This is a genomic window from Curtobacterium sp. ZW137 (assembly GCF_003762905.1).
In the GTDB taxonomy this organism is placed as follows: Bacteria; Actinomycetota; Actinomycetes; order Actinomycetales; family Microbacteriaceae; genus Curtobacterium.
On record NZ_RJKS01000003.1, the window covers coordinates 415195 to 432879 of the forward strand.

Sequence of the window (17685 nt, forward strand, 5' to 3'; positions counted from 1 at the left end):
GTCCCGGGGTGGACGCCAGGGGGTCGGTGACTATCGTGGAGCGCATGACCGACGTCGCAGGCACCACCGGAATCCAGACCGACGAACTCGATGCCACGGTGCAGCCGAAGGACGACCTCTACCGGCACGTGAACGGGCAGTGGATCCAGGCGACGCCGATCCCCGACGACAAGGCGCGCTACGGGTCCTTCACGGTCCTCGCGGAAGCGGCAGAGGTCGCCGTCCGGGACATCATCGAGCGCTCGCAGCAGGCCGCTCCCGGCACCGAGGAGCGCAAGGTCGGCGACCTGTTCTCCTCGTTCACCGACGAGACCGCGCTCGAGTCGCTCGGCACCGCGCCGATCGAGCCGCTCCTCGCCGAGATCGCCGCGATCGAGACCAAGGACGAGGTCGTCCGGATGGTCGGTCGGTTCGAGCGCCTCGGCCTGCCGAGCTTCATCCAGCTCTTCGTCGACAACGACCCGGGCGACCCGGAGTCCTACGTGGTGTTCCTCGAGCAGTCCGGGCTCGGTCTGCCCGACGAGTCCTACTACCGCGAAGAGCGCTTCGCCGACATCCGTGACAAGTACCGCGAGTTCGTCGGCGCGATGTTCCCCCTCGCCGGCTACGACGAGAGCGCAGACCGCACCGAGCACGTCATCCGGCTCGAGACCGAACTCGCCGGCAAGCACTGGGACAACGTCGCCACGCGCGACAGCCAGAAGACGTACAACAAGCTGCCGTGGGCCGAGGTCGCCGCACTGGCGCCCGGGATCGACCTGCAGCTGTGGTGGGAGTCGATCGGTGCCCCGGTCGGCGCGTTCGAGACCGTCGTGGTGCGCGAGCCCTCGTTCCTCACCGGCCTGGCCGAGCTCCTCCGCGACGAGAACGTCAGCACCTGGAAGGACTGGCTCGCCTGGCAGGTCATCCGCGGGTCGGCGCCGTACCTGACGAGCGCGTTCTCGGCGACGAGCTTCTCGTTCTACGGCACCGCACTCACCGGGGCGCCCAAGCAGCGCGAGCGCTGGAAGCGCGGCGTCTCCCTGGTCGAGGGCGCCATGGGCGAAGCGGTCGGCCGGATCTACGTCCAGGAGCACTTCGACGAGACCTCGAAGGTGACGATGGACGACCTCGTCGCGAACCTCGTCGAGGCGTACCGGCAGAGCATCACCGCGCTCGACTGGATGACCGACGAGACCCGGGCCCGCGCGCTCGACAAGCTCGACAAGTTCACGCCGAAGATCGGGTACCCGGTCAAGTGGCGCGACTACTCCGCGCTGCCGGTCGCCGCCGACGACCTGCTCGGCAACGTGCGCGCCGTCGCGGCCTTCCAGGTCGACCGCGAGCTCGGCAAGATCGGGAAGCCGATCGACCGCGACGAGTGGTTCATGACCCCGCAGACGATCAACGCCTACTACAACCCGGGCTTCAACGAGATCGTGTTCCCGGCCGCCATCCTGCAGTTCCCGTTCTTCGACGCCGCCCGCGACGCCGCCGCGAACTACGGCGCGATCGGTGCCGTCATCGGCCACGAGATCGGCCACGGCTTCGACGACCAGGGCTCGCAGTACGACGGAGACGGCCGCCTCGAGAACTGGTGGACGGAAGCCGACCGCCTGGCGTTCGAGGAGCGCACGAAGGCCCTCATCGCCCAGTACGACGCGCTCGTCCCGACCGAGGTCCCGGACGGCCACGTCAACGGTGCCCTGACGATCGGCGAGAACATCGGCGACCTCGGTGGCCTGTCCATCGCGTGGAAGGCGTACCTGCTCTCGCTCGACGGCCAGGAGCCCCCGGTGATCGACGGCCTGACCGGTGCCGAGCGGTTCTTCCTCAGCTGGGCGCAGGCCTGGCGGATGGCGATCCGGCCGGAGGAAGCGGCACGACTGCTGCAGATCGACCCGCACTCGCCCACCGAGTTCCGCTGCAACCAGGTCGTCAAGAACATCGACGTGTTCTACGACACCTTCGGCGTGACCGAGCAGGACGCGATGTACCTCGACCCCGCCGAGCGCGTCTCGATCTGGTGATGGTGGAGCCCGACGCGGCACCGTCCTCGCGGCGGCGACGCCACGACGGTCGTGCCGCGGCGGGCAACCGTGCGCGGGGCCGTCACCGCGGTGGCGGCGAGGACCGCTTCCAGGCGACGGTCGAGGCGCTCGGCGCGCTCGCGTTCGACGGCGCGGGCGTGAGCGCCTCGGTCATCGACACCTCCAGCGGCAAGGCGCTGCTGGCGATCGACGACCGGCTCGTGCAGCCCGTCGCCGGACTCGGTCGGGTGCTGCTGCTCATCGAGGTCGCCGCTCGGCTCGAGGACGGCCGGCTCCACGGCGACCGGCTCCAGCGGATGGCACGGGACACCGCGACCGGCCCCGGCCTCTGGCAGTTCCTGCAGGAGCCGACGATGCAGGTGTCCGACCTGGCCACCCTGGTCGGCGCGACCGCGGACGCGTGGGCGACGAACGCCCTCCTCTCGACCGTCGGCATCGACGCGGTCCGGGAACGGGCCGAGTCGCTCGGCGTCGAGCGGTCGGCGTTCATCGACCGGGTCCGGGACCGCCGGGGGCCCGACGACGCCCCGGACGTCGCGGTCGCGGCCACCGGTGAGCTCAGCTGGGTGATGCGGGGCCTGGCCCTCGGCGAGGTCGTCGACGAGGGCGTGTCGAACCGTGTGCTCGGATGGCTCTCGCTCGCCGGGGACCTGACCCTGGTGGCCGGGTCGTTCGGGCTCGACCCGTTCGCGCACCGGGCGCTCGACCACGGGTTGCAGTCGGTCGCGGTGACCGGTTCGGGTCCGGGTGTGCGTGCCGAGGCGGGCGTGCTGCGTGGTCCGGGCTCGTCGGTGAGCTACGCCGTGACGGTGACGTTCGACGACGACACGCTCGACCGACGGCTCGCGGTCGTCGAGGCGATGCGGACGATGGGCACCGAGGTCCTCGACGCGGTGCACGTCGTCGTGACCCGCTGACCCCGTCGGTCGCGCGGGCCTGGACCCGGCCGTGCACGCGCCGGAGCCGACGTCGTGCGGCGGGGCGAGCCTCCCGGCCGTGCATGCGTGCGCAACGAGCGACGACACCGCTGTCGTACGACGACAACGGTGTCGCAGACACGCCCGCGCAATGGTTGCAGACGCTGGTTGACGACGAAGTCGTCGTCGTACGACAGCGACCCTGTCGTTCCGAGTCGGGCCGAGGCCGCGCGCCAGCCGCCCCCAGCCGAGGGCGGCAGCGAGCCGCCGGCCATCGCCCAGCCGCCTCAGCGGTGCTTCTTCGCGGCCTTCGCGATCTTCTTGCCGAGCTTCTTCCGCGACTTGCGGGCGTGCGGGTCGTTCCACATCTTCCGGGCGGTCTCGCCCTTCGACTGCTTGATCACGGGACGGTTGGCCCGGGACCCGAACCAGAACGCGACGAGCACGATTGCTCCGATGACGATGATGCGGTTGCGCATGGTGTTCCTTTCGGTGTCGGATCGCGGCCGGTCAGCCGGTGATCCGTCGTACGAGGTCGGTGATGATGGGCCCGACGTCCCCGGCCCGGTCTGCCGACCCGATGGCGACGGTGACGAGCGGGTAGGCCGTGACCACGAGGGTGACGACGACCGCGAGGACGACCGGCACCCACGACGCCACCGTACGTCGCCGGGTCACGGCGAGGATCAGCAACGCGAGCACCACGATCCCGCCGAGGACGGTCACGAGCGTGACGCGGACGACCGGGAACGGCACGAGTCCGGCGGTGGTGGCCGTCACACCGGCGAGGAAGCCGACGAGCGGCAGGAACACGCCCACGAAGACGAGGACGATGACGAGCACGCCGACGACCGTCGCGATCCAGACACCGCGTGCTCGGGGTGGGCGTTCACGGGCGAACCGACGGCCGCGGCGCCCCGACCAGACGGTCACGACGCCGACTCGGTCGCGGCGTCCGCGGTCGCGGAACCGGCGAGCACGGGATCCGCGGTCGCGGGAGCCGACGGCGCGTCGTCGAACGGCCCGTGCACGTCGGTGACGTGCACGTCGACGCGGACCGGCAGCGCGGCGAGCTGGCCGACGGCGTGGGCGACCTGCGCGCGGACCTCGTCCGCGACGGCGCTGACGCGCTCCGGGTAGGTGACGACGAGCGACACCCGGACCTCGAGGATCCCGTCGGTGTCGTCGACCTGCACGCCGACGGTGGTCGCGGAACGGCCGAGGCGGGACCGCAACTGGTCGGCTGCCCGTTCGACGACCCCGCCGAGGTGGTGCACCCCGTCGACGCCGAGCGCGGTCGTCGCCGCGGTGCGGGCCGCGACGTCGAGCGGGCTCGCGTCCTCGGGCAGCGGTGCGGTCAGGGACGCCGGCAGCGTCACCTCGGTGACCGACGTGCGTGCGTGTGTCTCGTCGTGCATGGTCTCCTCCTCGGTCCGGACAGGCGACGACGGGGCACCCGGATGCGGCTGCCCCGTCGTCGTCACTGCGGTCGCGCTAGTTCTTGAAGACGTCCTTGACGTCCTCGCCGGTCTGCTTCACGCTCGCCGAGGCCTGGTCCTTCTTGCCCTCAGCGACCTTGGAGTCGTCGTTGGTGGCGTTGCCGAGGGCTTCCTTCGCCTTGCCGGCGATGTCCTGTGCGGCGTTCTTGATCTTGTCGTCGAGACCCATGAGGGTTCCTTTCTTCGGTGGGCAGGCGCCCGTTGCGGTGGTGTGGGTGGAGGTGACGGCCGGGAGGCCCGTCGTGCGTCCGGCGGTCGGCCTCAGTGGACGCGACTCGCCTTCGCGAGCACCGAACGGGTCCCCCCGGTCAGGTGCACGAGCACGGGGACGGGGCGTCCGAGCGTGCGGTCGAGGACCGCCAGTGCGCGGTCGACGGCGTCGAGCACGGCGACGGCGTCGCCCCCGCGCCGGACGGCGACCCGGATCCGGGCGGCACGCTGCCGACGGACCTGGAACACGTCGACCTTGGCGCCGACGACGTCACGGACGTCGCTGAGCTCGTGGTCCACGACGTCCCGGACGAGCGCGACGTTGATGGTGACGGCGTCGTCGCCGGAGCGTTCCCGGACGGCGACGGACGTGCCGCCACCGCCGCGGGTGAAGACCCAGACGAGCGCCAGCACGATGACGACGGCGCAGGCGACGGCGACGATCCAGAGGGAGGTCGCGGGGACGTCGAGGCTGCGGGGCAGCTCGAGGTACGGGCGGACGGCGTCACGGACGGCCGGGAGGACGCCGGCGCCGATGGTCAGACCGACCAGGACGGCGATGATCCCGAGCACGAACAGGATGATGCGGTTGAGCGTGCGGTTGCTCCTGGTCATGACAGCGTCCCCTGTTCTGCGACACGGACGCGCACCCGACGGCCGAAGCGCTCGTCGAGCCGGTTGAGTCGCTCCTCGACGGCGGCGCGGACGGCGCTCTCGTCGACGGGCATGCCGGAGACCGGGACCACGCGGACGTCGGTCCGGTTGCCGCGGGAGCTGGCGGTGGCGTTGCCCTCGGGCACGCCGGCCACGGAGCCCGCGGCGTTGGCGGCCGTCGCGGCGATGATGCGGGTGTCGATCACGACGGCACCGCGATCGTGCGGCACCGGCGACCGGTGCTGACGGCCGGGCTTCACGGCCAGGACGACGAGCACCACGCCGAGGACGACGAGGACGACTGCGATCACCTCGGCGATCGTGACGAACGCCGCGTCCGGGCGGAGGGCCGCGTCGACGGCGGTCTGGGGGTCGGCGAGGAGCGGGGCCGCGCCGACGGCACGCAGGACCGACTCGGTGCCGATCCAGGCGGCCACCAGGGCGAGCACGACGAGCGCGACGGACACGGCGGTCGATCGCGAGCGGTGCACGCTCCGTCGCCGGATGCGTCGCTCGACGGCGTTCCCGCCGACGGTGTTGCTGCTCATGACGTCTCCTACCGGACCCGGTTCGTGCGTTCCCGCACGATCCCGGTCAGTTCGATGTGGGCGCTGCCGACCCGACGGCCGGTCAGTTCGCTGACGCGGTCGCGGACCTCGGCGGCGGTGGCGGTCGCGCGGCCGACGAGGTCGTCGGCCGCGGCGATCGGGCCGGTGATGTCGAGCGCGAGGGAGCCCCGGTGGTCGCCGAGGGCGACGCGGACCTGCTTGACGGGTGCTCCGAGGTGCTCGGCGGCGACGGCGCGGGCGCAGGAGGTCAGGGCCCGCGCCGAGATCTCGACGCGGCCCGGGACGTCCGGGCCGCCGCTCACCGGGAGCTCCGGCGCCCGGTCAGCACGTCGGTCAGGGCTCCGCGGTCGATGCGGCCGGACACGAGCGCTGCCACGAGGGCACCGACCGCGGCGAACACGACGACGAGGACGAAGCCCCAGAAGCCGAACTGGAGTGCGACGACTGCGAGGACGGCGCCGATCAGGGCGCCGGAGAGGGTGGTGCTCATGCGACTCGCGACTCCTTCTTGTCGTCATCGTCGTCGTCGCCCGGGATGAAGACGTCCTGGACGGTCACGTTGACCTCGGTGACGTCCATGCCGACGATCTGCTCGAGCGCGCGGCTCACCGAGGCGCGGACGCTGTCGGCGACCTGCTGGAGCGGGACCGGGTACTCGGCGACGATGACGATGTCGGCGGCGATCTGCGTCTCGCCGACCTCGACCTTGACGCCCTGGGCGAGGTCGCGCTGGCCGATGGCGTCACGGAGAGCGCCGATGGCACGGGCTGCGCCGCCGCCGAGGGAGTGCACGCCGTTGACCTCGCGGGCGGCGATGCCGGCGACCTTCGAGACGACGGTGTCGTCGATGACGGTCTTGCCGGTGGTGGTGGCGCTGCTGGACGCCGAGGAGGCGATCGTCGCGCGGGACGTGGTCGCCGCTGCGGTGCTGGGGGTGGACGTGGTGTCGGCCATGGTGGCTCCTTCCGAGATGCCCGCCGGGTGTTCCCAGCGGTTGCTGTTCACGGATGAGACGGGCTGGGGTCGACAGAAGTCACACGTCGGCACCACGTCCCAGGGAGCTGCCAGACAAGGCCGGTTCGGGGACGGTTCTGTCCCCCGAAGTGCGGACAGCTCAGTCGTCGACGCCGTTTCCGGCCGTCGGAGTGCGTTCCGTGCCGACCCGGACCGCGCGGACACGGGCCATCGGCGTGGTGCCGCACTCGTCGCGGAAGACCTGCTGGAGGCGACGCGGACGGACGCCGGCCGCGGCGGCGATCTGCTCGACGGTCAGCGGCTCGGCGGCGTGCGACTCGATGAACGCCGTCGCGCGCTGGACGACCCCCGTCGCCGACTGGGCGGCACGCAGTGTCGTCCCCGGGCTCTCGTCGAACCGCTCGCGGTAGGTCGCGGTGAACCGGCCGGCGTTCGTGAACCCCCACGCCCGGGCGACGTCGCCCGCGGCGTCCTCCGTCCGGCCCCGCAGGAGTTCCCGACGGACCTCGTCGAGTCGGTGGTCGCGGAGGAACCGGCTCGGGGTGGTGCCGAGCGTCCGGACGAAGACCTCCTGCAGCCCGCGCTCGCCGAGGCCCGCGGCGTCCGCGATCGCGCGCACCGCGGGACGCTCGCGCGCGTGCTCCTCGATGAACCGGATCGCGTCCCGCAGCCGGTTCGCGACCGGCACGTCGTCCCCGACGTCGCGGAGCGGGAAGGTGTCGAGGACCACCACGGCCAGCCGCCGGTTCAGCGCGGTCCGCATCGCGCCCTGCACGCGGTCATCGAGGAGCGCGGGGCTGAGCTCCCGGATCAGTCGGCGGAGCGGCTCCCGGCGGGCGATCACCTCGTCCTGCTGCGCGAACAGCAGCGGGCCGTCAGGTTGCCGGAACCCGAGCTCGCGCCCGACCCTCCGGAGGAAGCGGTCGGCGACGTGCACCCCGTTGTAGACGGTCTCCTCGGACTCGAACCGGTAGGCCTCGGACGCGGACGCGATGTACGGCGCTCCCGGCAAGACCACCCGGCTCCGGTCGGCGAAGTGCATCTCGAGGTGCCCCTGGGCGAGCCAGAACACGACGTGGTCGCCGCGCGGGCCGATCACCCCGCCGCGTCGGCCACCGGTCGCGCGCATCGTGCGCAGCGTGAGGTCGTCGTCACCGACGACCGTGTACTCGTACCGGGCCTCGGGTGCCGCAGCGGTCTCGGAGGCGAAGTCCGACCCGCCGTACTCTGCCGTGAAGATCGCCGCGTAGTCGGTGCCGTCGTGATCGGTGAACCGCTGCCTGCGGAATCCGGTCGACGACGACGAGGTCACCTCGCCATCATGGCACCCGGGCGTCCCGCTGTCAGGAGGTCGCCTGGCCCTCGGGGACGAGCGCCTGGACGGACAGCAGCGCTGCGTCGGGGTTCTTGCACGCGGTGCTGCCGGCGTCCTCCACGAAGAGTGACTGCTTCGACCCGGGCGGGTAGATGCGGAACCCGTCGGGCGTCTGCGGCTGACACGTCGCGGTGTCGAAGGCGGCTGCACTGACGATCCGCAGCTGCGCGACCGCGGTCTGGCCGGCGGCGAGCGTCACCGTGGGGTGCGGGCCGCTCTGGTCCTCCGTGGCCGCTGCGCCGATCTGTGTGCCGGTCCCGCCACCGACGAAGGAGACGCCGGGCCACCCCTGCAACGTGCAGGTCGCGGATCCGGTGTTCCGCAGCGCGAGGTGCACGTACGTGCTGCCGGCCGCGCCGCCGCTGCCCGCTTCGAGCGAGCCGGCGAGGTCCGCCGCGGCGCACCGCGTCGGTGTCGCGGAACCGGAACCGGAACCGGAGGTGGGGGGTGCCGTCGCGGACGCGGTGGGAGCGTCGGCCGCCGGGGTCGTGGAGGGTGATGCGGTCACGGTCCGCGTCGCGGTGGCGGTCGGTGTGGCGTCGCCGCCGGAGGAACACCCGGCCAGGGCCCCCGCCACCAGGATTACGACGCCTGCGGACACGATCATCGGTCGACTGCTGCGGTGCATGCCGACAGGCAACCACTTCCATGTGCGAACTGGTTCGGGCGCCACTCAGGGACCACGAGCACACTCGCGCACAACGGCATCGGTGCCGTTCCAGGACCCGGAGGACGGACATGGCAGGCAAGCACGAGCAGTTCCGAGGCGACGCGGACCGGGCGGACGGCGTCGAGCCGGCAGCCGGGGCGTTCGTCGACAGCGACATCCCCGGCGAGGACAGCCCGCACACGGACGAGCCGGTCGGCGAGTTCGTCCAGAGCGACATCCCGGGCGAGGACGTCCCCACCGAGACGGACACCGACGGCGAGTACGTCGAGTCGGACATCCCGGGCGAGAACGAACCGCGTCCCTCCGGCGAGGTCGGCCACTACGTCGACTCGGGCTCCGGCACCGACGACACCGAGAACGGCTGACGACACCGGGAACGGCCCGCGACAGCGGGAACGGCCAGCGCCGTCGCTAGTCGATGAGCTCCGCCTGCACCAGCAGGCGGAGCGTCTCCACGCCCGCGGGCGGGCAGCGATCGGCATCCGCCGCGGTGACCCACTCGACCTCGTCGACCTCGGCCGAGGCGACCGGGACCGCTGCGTCGAGTGCTCCGCCGGGCCGGGCGAGGAAGAGCGTCATGGCGACGACGGTCCCGGGCGCCTGGCCGTGCGCGGGTTCCGTCACGACGGCGAACTCGTCGACGTCGTCGGGTGTGAGCCGCAAGCCGGTCTCCTCGAACGCCTCGCGCACCACCGCATCCACCGCGGTCTCGCCGGGTTCCGTCTTGCCGCCGGGCAGGTAGAGCACGTCGCGCTGCCGCGCTCGCACCATCAGGACGCGTCGGTCGCGCACCAGCAGCAGCGCGGACACGTCCAGGACGGGCGGGAGGCTCAGCTCGCGTCCGCCTCGTCGTCGTTCCGCGGGCAGACGGCGCGTTCCGCCAGGGGGACGACCGGGGCCGGCACGTCCAGTTCCGCCTCGGGCTCGGGGCGGACGCCGAACAGGGCGTCGAGGGCGCCGACGAACTCCTCGCCGCGTCCGGCGCGGCCGAGCTCACGCGCACGGACCGACGGCCGGTGCAGCAGGACGCCGACCAGGTGCCGGAGTGCCCGTTCCGTCTGCTCTGCGGACTCCGGTGTGACGTCGCCGCGCCGGGTCGAGCGCTCGATCTCGGCGTCGAGGATGTCGAACACGTGCTTCCGGAAGGCCACGAGCGCCGGCGTCGTGGACTGCTCGAGCGCCTGCGCACGGAACCGGGACACCGCGTCGTCGACCATCGCACGGGCCTCGGACTCGGCGTTCAGCTCGGACACCGGGGCGTGGATGCTGATGGTCTCGAGGTCGAGCAGCTCGACGCCCTGCACCGCCGCGGCTTCTGCCGCGACGTTCCGCGGGAGCCCGAGGTCGATGACGATCCGGCGGACGCCGTCGTCGAGGTCGGCCGCACCGATGACCGGGACCTCGCTCGAGGTGCAGGTGATCACGACGTCGCTCGAGAGGATCGCCTGGTGCAGGTCGTGCGCGGCGACGAGGTCGTGCTTGGCGGCGAACCACGGTGCGCGGCCGGACGGCGAGTACACCTGGATGCGCTGGGCGCCACGGTCGCGGAGGGCGGCGATGGTGGTGGCGGCGTAGCTGCCGGTGCCGACGAGGAGCACGTTCGTCCGGGCCCAGTCGGTCACCCGGGACGACGCGAGTTCGAGGCCGAGTCGCACGAGCGAGCGGCCCGCCGCACCGATGCGGGTGCGGGTCTTGACGCCGCGGGACGTGTGCGCCGCTTCCTGGAAGAGCCGCTCGAGGTCGGAGGTGGTCGTGCCGTTGGCGCGGGCGTCCTCGAGCGAGCGACGGACCTGTCCGGAGATCTCGGTCTCGCCGATGACGACGGACTCGAGGCCGCTGGAGACGGCGAAGAGGTGCTGGACCACGTCCTTGCCGTCGAGCACGGAGACGGAGTCGAGGACGTCCGTGCCGACGAGCCCGCTCGCGGCGGCGACGGCGTCGACCGTGGCGGCGACGGCGGAGTCGCTGTCGTCGCCGGCGATGTCGAGGTAGGCCTCGAAGCGGTTGCAGGTCGCGAGGACCACGGCGCCGTCGAGGACGTCCGAGTCGGTGACCAGTCGGGAGGCGGCCGCGGGGGCGCCGATGCTCAGTCGCTCCAGGAGGTCGAAGCTGGCGTTGCGATGCGACGCCGTGAGACAGATGAGCACGTACTCCATGGTACCGCGCAGTTCACGATGCCGCTGCTGCGAGAATCAACGGGTGACCGATGCACCCATCTCCGCCCTCCCGTCCTCGCACCCGCTGGCCGACGGGCGCACCGCCGGATCCGCGCTGGTCCGGGCCCTCCGGGGTGACCGACCGGAGACCCTGCCGGTGTGGTTCATGCGCCAGGCGGGCCGTTCGCTGCCCGAGTACCGGGAGCTCCGGGTGGGCACGGCCATGCTCGACGCCTGCCTCGACCCGGCGATGGCGTCGGAGATCACGCTGCAGCCGGTGCGCCGGCACGGGGTCGACGCGGGCATCTTCTTCAGCGACATCGTCGTGCCGATCAAGCTCGCCGGCGTGGACGTCGAGATCGTCCCCGGTCGTGGTCCGGTGCTCGGCTCGCCGATCCGCACGTCCGCCGACGTCGACGCGCTGCAGGACCTCGACCCGGCGTCGCTCGCCCCGATCTCCGAAGCCGTGTCCCGCACCGTGGCCGAACTCGGCTCGACACCGCTGATCGGCTTCGCCGGCGCACCGTTCACGCTCGCCGCGTACCTGGTGGAGGGCGGTCCGTCGAAGGACCACATCCGTGCCCGCACGCTCATGCACAGCGACCCCGAGACGTGGTCCCGGCTGCTCGGCTGGGCGGCCGAGGTGTCCGGCACGTTCCTCCGCGCCCAGGTGCTCGCCGGGGCGTCGGCAGCGCAGCTCTTCGACTCCTGGGTCGGTTCGCTGTCCCGTGCGGACTACGTCGAGCACGTCGCCCCGCACTCCGCGCAGGCGCTGTCCCACGTCGCCGACCTCGGTGTCCCGCGCATCCACTTCGGCGTCGGCAGCGGTGAGGTCCTCCGGGACATGACCACCCTCGGCGACGACACCGCCGGACCCCGGGTCGACGCGGTCGGCGTGGACTGGCGCCTGCCGCTCGACCAGGCCGTCGAGCGCGTCGGCACCGGTGTCACCGTGCAGGGCAACATCGACCCGGCGATGCTCGCCGCCCCGTGGGAGGTCCTCGAGGCGCACGTCCGCGACGTCGTCCGCCGCGGTGGCGCCGCACGGGCGCACGTGGTGAACCTCGGGCACGGTGTGCCGCCGGAGACCGACCCGACCGTGCTCACCCGGGTCGTCGAGCTCGTCCACGGACTCGGCAGCGGCGCGGGCGACGGAGTTGCCGCGTGAGGGACGCGGTCGTCGTCGGGGGCGGCGTCGCCGGGCTCCTCGCCGCGCGGGACCTCGCGAAGGCGGGCGTGCACGTGGTGCTCGTCGAGGCCTCCGGCACGCTCGGCGGGATGATCCGCCGGCACACGGTCGCGGGGATCGACCTCGACATGGCCGCCGAGTCGTTCGCGACCAGGACCGACGCGGTCGCCTCGCTCGCGATCGAGCTCGGTCTCGGGAACGAGCTCGTCGACCCCGACCCGCGCGGCGCCTGGCTGATGACCCGTGACGGCCGCACGGCACCGATGCCGGCGACCGGGCTGCTCGGCATCCCCGGCGTCCCGATGGCGGCCGACGTGCTCGCCGTCGTCGGACAGGCCGGCGGGCTGCGGGCGCAGATGGACTCCCTGCTGCCCTCGCTCGTGGGGTCGCGCGCCGCGAGCCTCGGCGAGCTGGTCCGGAAGCGGATGGGCGCCAAGGTCCTCGACGACCTCGTGGTCCCCGTCGTCGCCGGCGTGCACTCCACCCACCCGGACGACCTCGACCCCGACCGGGTGGCCCCTGGCCTCCGTGAGGCACTGCTCCGGGACGGCTCCCTCGCGCGGGCCGTCGTGACCCTGCGCGAGCGTGCGACCGCCGGCTCCGCGGTCCGGGGGATCCGCGGCGGCATCGTCCGGATCGTCGACGAGCTGATCGCGGACCTCGAGACCTACCGGGTCGACGTCCGGCTGCACACCAGGGCACTGCGGATCGAACGGGCCGCGGTCGAGGTCGCCGGCCCCGACGGCGAGGTCGAGCGGCTCGTCGCGGACCACGTCGTCGCCACCGTCCCCGACCCGGAGCGCGCGGCATCGCCGTCGCGAACCGGGATCGAGCTCGTGACACTCGTCGTGGAGCAGCCCGAGCTCGACGCCGCCCCGCGCGGGTCCGGGATCCTCGTGCACCCGGACGCCACCGGTGTCCGCGCGAAGGCCCTGACACACGCGACCGCGAAGTGGCCGTGGCTGGCCCAAGCGGCGGACGGTCGCCACGTCCTGCGGCTCAGCTACCGGGCGGACCAGGCCGACGGGGCGGACCCGGGCACGAGCCTCCCGGTCGACCCGCGTGACGAGACGGGCGCCCGTGCGACGGCGGACGCGACCGCCCTGCTCGGCGTCCACGTCACACCGGAGCAGGTCGTCGGAGCCGCGCGCGTCCGGTGGTCGGGGCCGGACACCGAGCCCGCCGGCCTGGCCGAGGGCGTGATCGGGACAGGCGAGGCGTCAACAGGACGGGGCCTGGCCGGGATCGTCGGGACGACGCGATCCGCCGTCCGGGACCTCCTCGCTTCCTGAGCGGACCGCCGACCCCCCGAGGGCTACTGTTGGTGGAACGCCGAGACATTCCGCTCGGCGCATGACCACCGCACACACTGACCAATCGGAGGAACCATGCGAGGCAGGCTCCTGTTCGTCGCCGGCGCAGCACTCGGGTACGTCCTGGGATCGCGAGCCGGACGGGCGCGGTACGAACAGATCAAGACCGTCAGCGGCAAGATCTGGAACAGCAACGGCGTCCAGAAGGGCGTCCACAACGTCGAGGAGTTCGTCGCGGACAAGACTCCCGACGTCGCCGAGTTCGTCGGCGAGCAGACCAAGAAGGTCGTGCGCAAGGTCGGCCAGAAGAAGGACGCCCAAGCCTCATGACCGACACCCGTGACCGGAAATCGCGATCGCTGTTCGGTCTCGTCGGGGACGTCCCGCAGCTGGTCAAGAACCTCGTCAAGGGTGAGATCGCGCTCCTCAAGGCCGAGCTGGTCGGCAAGGCCAAGGTCTTCGCCATCGCCGCCGCCCTGCTCGTCGTGGCGCTCGTCATCGTGCTCTACGCGATCGGCGTGCTCCTGACCGCGGCCGTGATGGGCCTCGCGACGATCATGCCGGCGTGGCTCGCCGCGCTCGTGCTCGCGTTCGTGATGCTCGTCGTCGCGGGGATCCTCGGGTTCGTCGGCTGGAAGCGGTTCAAGAAGGGGCTGCCGATCACGCCGAAGCGCACGATCGACAGCGTCAAGAACGACATCAACGCGGTCAAGGGCATGGGCAAGAAGCCCACGCCCGAGACCCAGCACGCGTCCCGCAACCCGGACGTCGGCGGCCGGTTCTGACGTCGACGCACCCGCGACGTACACCCCTGCACCACCCCACGGAGGACCAGTGACCGACCCGCACCCGCACGACGAGCTCGCCGACCAGGTCGCAGCGACCCGCGCGCAGCTCTTCGACACCCTCGACGCGATCGAGGACAAGCTCAACGTCCCGAAGCAGATCGGCATCGCCGCGTCGAAGGTGAAGCGGGGCGTCGTCGAGAAGCGTCCCCCGTACCTGGCCGGGCTCGCAGCGGGCGTGGCGGTGGTCGGGGGTATCGTCGTGACGGTGCTCCGACGGCGGTAGATCCGATCGGGGGTCCACTGCGGTCCAGGGGCGCGACCGTTCCTTGCAACCGATAGGACAATGGACCACATGAGTTCCACCGTGCCCGCTCCGCACAACGGCTCCGGGCCGCACGACAGCGCTTCCCCCCACGAGACCTCCCCGGACTCCGGTGTCGACCCGAACCTCCTCACGGCGTACGCGCTGTGGGCGGTGTTCCGTCGGCCCCTCGGCCCGATCCACCGACCCGGTGACGACGCCGTCACGGAACTCGACGCGGTGATCGCGTCGGCCGCGGAGCGCGGTGTCACCATCCGTGGCTTCTACGACGTGTCCGGTTTCCGCGCGGACGCCGACGTCATGATCTGGCTGCACGGTGACGACGCGCAGGCGATCCAGGCGGTGCTGCGGGAGATCCGCCGGACCGGCCTGTTCCAGGACGCCGAACCGGTGTGGCACGCGATGGCGATGCACCGCGAAGCCGAGTTCAACAAGCGCCACACGCCCGCGTTCCTCCGCGGCAAGGACCCCGAGGCCTGGATCACGGTGTACCCGTTCGTCCGGTCCTACGAGTGGTACCTCCTGCCGGAGGAGGAGCGCTCGAAGATGCTCCGCGACCACGGCATCCAGGGCGCGAAGTACCGCCGCGTGCTGACGAACACCATCGCGTCCTTCGCGCTCGGCGACTACGAGTGGATCCTGCCGCTCGAGAGCCCGGACCTGGTGGACCTCGTCGACCTGATGCGGGACCTCCGCTACACCGAGGCGCGCATGCACGTGCGCGAAGAGGTGCCCTTCTTCACGGGTCGTCGGGTGACGACCGCCGAACTCCCGGAGGTGCTGTCGTGACCGACACCAGCAACATCACGAACGGTCAGCTCGTCATCGGAGCGACCCCGGCCGCGGCCACGGGTCCCGAGCACGTCGAGACGCCGGTCGCGTACGACGCGATCCTGCTCGCCGGCTTCGGCGGCCCCGAGGGCCAGGACGACGTCATCCCGTTCCTCCGCAACGTCACGCGCGGCCGGGGGATCCCGGACGAGCGGCTCGAAGAGGTGGCACACCACTACCGGCACTTCGGTGGTGTCAGCCCCATCAACGACCAGAACCGTGCGCTGAAGGCCGCGCTCGAGACCGAGCTCCGCGCGCGCGGACTCGACCTCCCCGTGCTCTGGGGCAACCGGAACTGGGACCCGTACCTCGAGGACGTCGTGAAGGAAGCCGGTGAGCGGGGCTACGGCAACCTCATCGCGATCGCGACGAGCGCGTACTCGTCGTTCTCCAGCTGCCGCCAGTACCGCGAGGACTTCGCCCGCGTGCTCGACTCCACCGGGCTCATCGACACGGTGAAGATCGACAAGGTCCGGCAGTTCTTCGACCACCCGGGCTTCGTCCGGCCGTTCGTGGACGGTGTCCGTGACGGACTCGCGAAGGCCATCGCCGAGAACCAGGACCTCGACGTGGCGACCGAGGTCACGGTGCTGTTCTCCACGCACTCGATCCCCTCGTCCGACGCCGCAAAGTCCGGCCCGGACTTCCGTGGGTTCGGCCCCGACGGCGCGTACGCCGCGCAGCACGAGGCTGTCGCGCAGGTCGTCCTCGACCAGGCGTGGGCGGAGCTGCTCGAGCAGCCGGAGCACGCGGGCCTGCAGGGCACGTCGAAGCCCGCGTGGAAGCTCGTCTACCAGTCGCGTTCCGGCCCGCCGAGCATGCCGTGGCTCGAGCCCGACATTAACGACTACATGAACGAGGAGCTCAAGGGCGGCCCGACCCGCGCCGTGCTCATCGTCCCGCTCGGCTTCGTGAGCGACCACATGGAGGTCATGTGGGACCTCGACGAAGAAGCCACGGAGACCGCCCAGGAGCTCGGCTTCTGGTCGATCCGCACGCAGACGCCCGGCGTCGACCCGGCGTACGTCGCCGGCCTCGTCGACCTGGTGCTCGAGCGCGTCAACGGAACGCCCACCGCGGAGCGTCCGCACGAGACGGACCTCGGCCCCTGGTACGACGTCTGCCGTCCGGGCTGCTGCGAGAACGAGCGCGCCGGGTTCAAGCCCGCCGCGGCCGGTCTGGCGCCGTGAGCGCCGCTGCCGTGACCGACACCACGACACCCATCCGCCTGGGCACGCGCGCCAGCCGGCTGGCGGTCGCGCAGTCCCAGGACGTCGCCGACCGGATCGCGAAGGCGTCCGGCCGGCCGGTCGAGCTGGTCACCGTGACGAGCGAGGGCGACACGAACCGTGCCTCCCTGGCGTCGCTCGGCGGCACGGGCGTCTTCGCGTCCGCGCTGCGCGAGGCCCTCGTCGCGGGTGAGGTCGACGTGCTCGTGCACTCGCTGAAGGACCTGCCGACCGCGCCGTACCCCGGCTTGACGATCGCCGCGGTGCCGAAGCGCGCCGACGCCCGCGACGTCCTCGTCGCCCGGAACGCCGGCACGATCGAGACCCTCCCCGAGGGCGCGAAGGTCGGCACCGGTTCCCCCCGCCGTGTCGCGCAGCTCAAGGCGAAGCGTCCGGATCTCGACGTCGTGGACATCCGCGGCAACATCGACACCCGGCTCGGCCGCGTCGAGGACGACCTCGACGCCGTGGTGCTCGCGGCCGCCGGTCTCGGGCGGATCGAACGCCTCGACGCCGCGACCGAGCTCCTCGACCTCGGCTTCTGGCCGAGCGCTCCGGGGCAGGGTGCGCTCGCGATCGAGATCCGATCGGACGAGCACGACCGCACCCTCCTCGCCGCCCTGAAGAAGATCGACCACGCCGCGACCCGTCTCACGGTGACGTCGGAGCGCGAGGTCCTGGCGAAGCTCGAAGCCGGGTGCTCAGCGCCCATCGGTGCGACGGCCATCGTCGACGCCGACATGCTCCTCGTCTCCGCCACGGTCTACCGCCCGGACGGCTCCGAGTACCGCACCGCGTCGCACGCCGCGGTCCTCGACGGCTCCGCGCAGGACCGCCTCGCCGAGGCACTCGAGGTCGGTGGCCGCGTCGCCGCGGAACTGCTCGAGAACGGCGCGGGCGACCTCGCCGACCTCGCGGACTCCGTGAAGTAGGCCCCGTCACGGACACGCACCGGCCC

At 72.1% G+C, this 17685-nt stretch carries 24 protein-coding genes; 11 read left to right on the top strand and 13 right to left on the bottom strand.

Going from position 1 to position 17685, the window contains the following annotated elements:
* Positions 1 to 44: 44 nt before the first annotated feature.
* Together EDF55_RS11600 and EDF55_RS11605 are read left to right on the top strand one after the other, a co-directional pair.
* A complete protein-coding gene (locus tag EDF55_RS11600; protein WP_123655106.1) occupies positions 45 to 2009 on the top strand; it encodes a M13 family metallopeptidase in 1965 nt (654 codons plus the stop codon).
* Positions 2009 to 2947 carry a serine hydrolase gene (locus tag EDF55_RS11605; RefSeq protein WP_123655107.1) on the top strand — a complete coding sequence of 313 codons (939 nt, stop codon included), beginning with the start codon at positions 2009 to 2011 and terminating at the stop codon, positions 2945 to 2947. Before EDF55_RS11600 ends, EDF55_RS11605 begins: the two co-directional genes overlap by 1 nt.
* A gap of 287 nt (positions 2948 to 3234) precedes the next feature.
* On the opposite strand, the gene EDF55_RS11610 is transcribed toward EDF55_RS11605, so the two are convergent.
* From EDF55_RS11610 to EDF55_RS11660, 11 genes are all read right to left on the bottom strand, one after another.
* Positions 3235 to 3426, bottom strand: coding sequence for a hypothetical protein (locus tag EDF55_RS11610; protein ID WP_123655108.1), 192 nt, complete (start codon positions 3424 to 3426; stop codon positions 3235 to 3237).
* Between the two features lie 31 nt (positions 3427 to 3457).
* The gene (locus EDF55_RS11615) at positions 3458 to 3880 is read right to left on the bottom strand and encodes an MFS transporter permease (protein WP_123655109.1); all 423 of its coding nucleotides are present in this window, start codon (positions 3878 to 3880) and stop codon (positions 3458 to 3460) included.
* Positions 3877 to 4365 (bottom strand): Asp23/Gls24 family envelope stress response protein, encoded by a 489-nt coding sequence (locus EDF55_RS11620; protein ID WP_123655110.1) that lies wholly within the window; start codon positions 4363 to 4365, stop codon positions 3877 to 3879. Before EDF55_RS11620 ends, EDF55_RS11615 begins: the two co-directional genes overlap by 4 nt.
* A 76-nt stretch (positions 4366 to 4441) precedes the next feature.
* Complete coding sequence (locus EDF55_RS11625; protein WP_123655111.1) at positions 4442 to 4615, bottom strand: CsbD family protein; 174 nt, start codon at positions 4613 to 4615, stop codon at positions 4442 to 4444.
* A gap of 92 nt (positions 4616 to 4707) precedes the next feature.
* Positions 4708 to 5271, bottom strand: coding sequence for a hypothetical protein (locus EDF55_RS11630; RefSeq protein ID WP_123655112.1), 564 nt, complete (start codon positions 5269 to 5271; stop codon positions 4708 to 4710).
* Positions 5268 to 5858, bottom strand: coding sequence for a DUF6286 domain-containing protein (locus EDF55_RS11635; protein WP_123655113.1), 591 nt, complete (start codon positions 5856 to 5858; stop codon positions 5268 to 5270). Before EDF55_RS11635 ends, EDF55_RS11630 begins: the two co-directional genes overlap by 4 nt.
* 8 nt (positions 5859 to 5866) lie before the next feature.
* Positions 5867 to 6181, bottom strand: coding sequence for a hypothetical protein (locus EDF55_RS11640; protein WP_123655114.1), 315 nt, complete (start codon positions 6179 to 6181; stop codon positions 5867 to 5869).
* A complete protein-coding gene (locus EDF55_RS11645; RefSeq protein ID WP_123655115.1) occupies positions 6178 to 6369 on the bottom strand; it encodes a DUF2273 domain-containing protein in 192 nt (63 codons plus the stop codon). The genes EDF55_RS11640 and EDF55_RS11645 overlap by 4 nt, the downstream gene beginning before the upstream one ends.
* Positions 6366 to 6833 carry an Asp23/Gls24 family envelope stress response protein gene (locus EDF55_RS11650; protein WP_123655116.1) on the bottom strand — a complete coding sequence of 156 codons (468 nt, stop codon included), beginning with the start codon at positions 6831 to 6833 and terminating at the stop codon, positions 6366 to 6368. Before EDF55_RS11650 ends, EDF55_RS11645 begins: the two co-directional genes overlap by 4 nt.
* A 160-nt stretch (positions 6834 to 6993) precedes the next feature.
* The gene (locus tag EDF55_RS11655) at positions 6994 to 8166 is read right to left on the bottom strand and encodes an AraC family transcriptional regulator (RefSeq protein WP_123655117.1); all 1173 of its coding nucleotides are present in this window, start codon (positions 8164 to 8166) and stop codon (positions 6994 to 6996) included.
* 31 nt (positions 8167 to 8197) lie between these two features.
* A complete protein-coding gene (locus tag EDF55_RS11660) occupies positions 8198 to 8857 on the bottom strand; it encodes a DUF4232 domain-containing protein (RefSeq protein ID WP_123655118.1) in 660 nt (219 codons plus the stop codon).
* Positions 8858 to 8967: 110 nt separating this feature from the next.
* Between EDF55_RS11660 and EDF55_RS11665 the strand changes: the two genes are divergently transcribed.
* Entirely contained in the window at positions 8968 to 9264 is a 297-nt protein-coding gene (locus EDF55_RS11665) for a hypothetical protein (RefSeq protein WP_123655119.1), read from the top strand.
* Positions 9265 to 9310: 46 nt separating this feature from the next.
* Here the strand turns inward: EDF55_RS11665 and EDF55_RS11670 are convergent, their stop codons facing one another.
* Positions 9311 to 9709 carry an NUDIX domain-containing protein gene (locus EDF55_RS11670; protein ID WP_260233339.1) on the bottom strand — a complete coding sequence of 133 codons (399 nt, stop codon included), beginning with the start codon at positions 9707 to 9709 and terminating at the stop codon, positions 9311 to 9313.
* 20 nt (positions 9710 to 9729) lie between these two features.
* Positions 9730 to 11046, bottom strand: a complete 1317-nt coding sequence (locus EDF55_RS11675; RefSeq protein WP_123655121.1) for a glutamyl-tRNA reductase — start codon at positions 11044 to 11046, stop codon at positions 9730 to 9732.
* Between the two features lie 7 nt (positions 11047 to 11053).
* Between EDF55_RS11675 and hemE the strand changes: the two genes are divergently transcribed.
* The 8 genes from hemE to hemC all read left to right on the top strand — a co-directional run bounded on the left by hemE (position 11054) and on the right by hemC (position 17659).
* Entirely contained in the window at positions 11054 to 12223 is a 1170-nt protein-coding gene (gene hemE / locus EDF55_RS11680) for a uroporphyrinogen decarboxylase (protein ID WP_123655440.1), read from the top strand.
* Entirely contained in the window at positions 12220 to 13536 is a 1317-nt protein-coding gene (locus tag EDF55_RS11685; RefSeq protein WP_123655122.1) for an NAD(P)/FAD-dependent oxidoreductase, read from the top strand. The genes hemE and EDF55_RS11685 overlap by 4 nt, the downstream gene beginning before the upstream one ends.
* Before the next feature lie 96 nt (positions 13537 to 13632).
* Positions 13633 to 13887 (top strand): hypothetical protein, encoded by a 255-nt coding sequence (locus tag EDF55_RS11690; RefSeq protein ID WP_123655123.1) that lies wholly within the window; start codon positions 13633 to 13635, stop codon positions 13885 to 13887.
* On the top strand, positions 13884 to 14342 hold the full coding sequence (locus tag EDF55_RS11695) for a phage holin family protein (protein WP_123655124.1): 459 nt from the start codon (positions 13884 to 13886) through the stop codon (positions 14340 to 14342). Before EDF55_RS11690 ends, EDF55_RS11695 begins: the two co-directional genes overlap by 4 nt.
* A 49-nt stretch (positions 14343 to 14391) precedes the next feature.
* Entirely contained in the window at positions 14392 to 14628 is a 237-nt protein-coding gene (locus tag EDF55_RS11700; RefSeq protein ID WP_123655125.1) for a DUF3618 domain-containing protein, read from the top strand.
* Positions 14629 to 14697: 69 nt separating this feature from the next.
* Positions 14698 to 15456: a hydrogen peroxide-dependent heme synthase gene (gene hemQ / locus EDF55_RS11705; protein ID WP_123655126.1), complete on the top strand. Its 759-nt coding sequence runs from the start codon at positions 14698 to 14700 to the stop codon at positions 15454 to 15456.
* Positions 15453 to 16688: a ferrochelatase gene (locus EDF55_RS11710; RefSeq protein WP_123655127.1), complete on the top strand. Its 1236-nt coding sequence runs from the start codon at positions 15453 to 15455 to the stop codon at positions 16686 to 16688. The genes hemQ and EDF55_RS11710 overlap by 4 nt, the downstream gene beginning before the upstream one ends.
* An 11-nt stretch (positions 16689 to 16699) precedes the next feature.
* Positions 16700 to 17659, top strand: coding sequence for a hydroxymethylbilane synthase (gene hemC / locus EDF55_RS11715; RefSeq protein ID WP_243698181.1), 960 nt, complete (start codon positions 16700 to 16702; stop codon positions 17657 to 17659).
* Positions 17660 to 17685 lie beyond the last annotated feature (26 nt).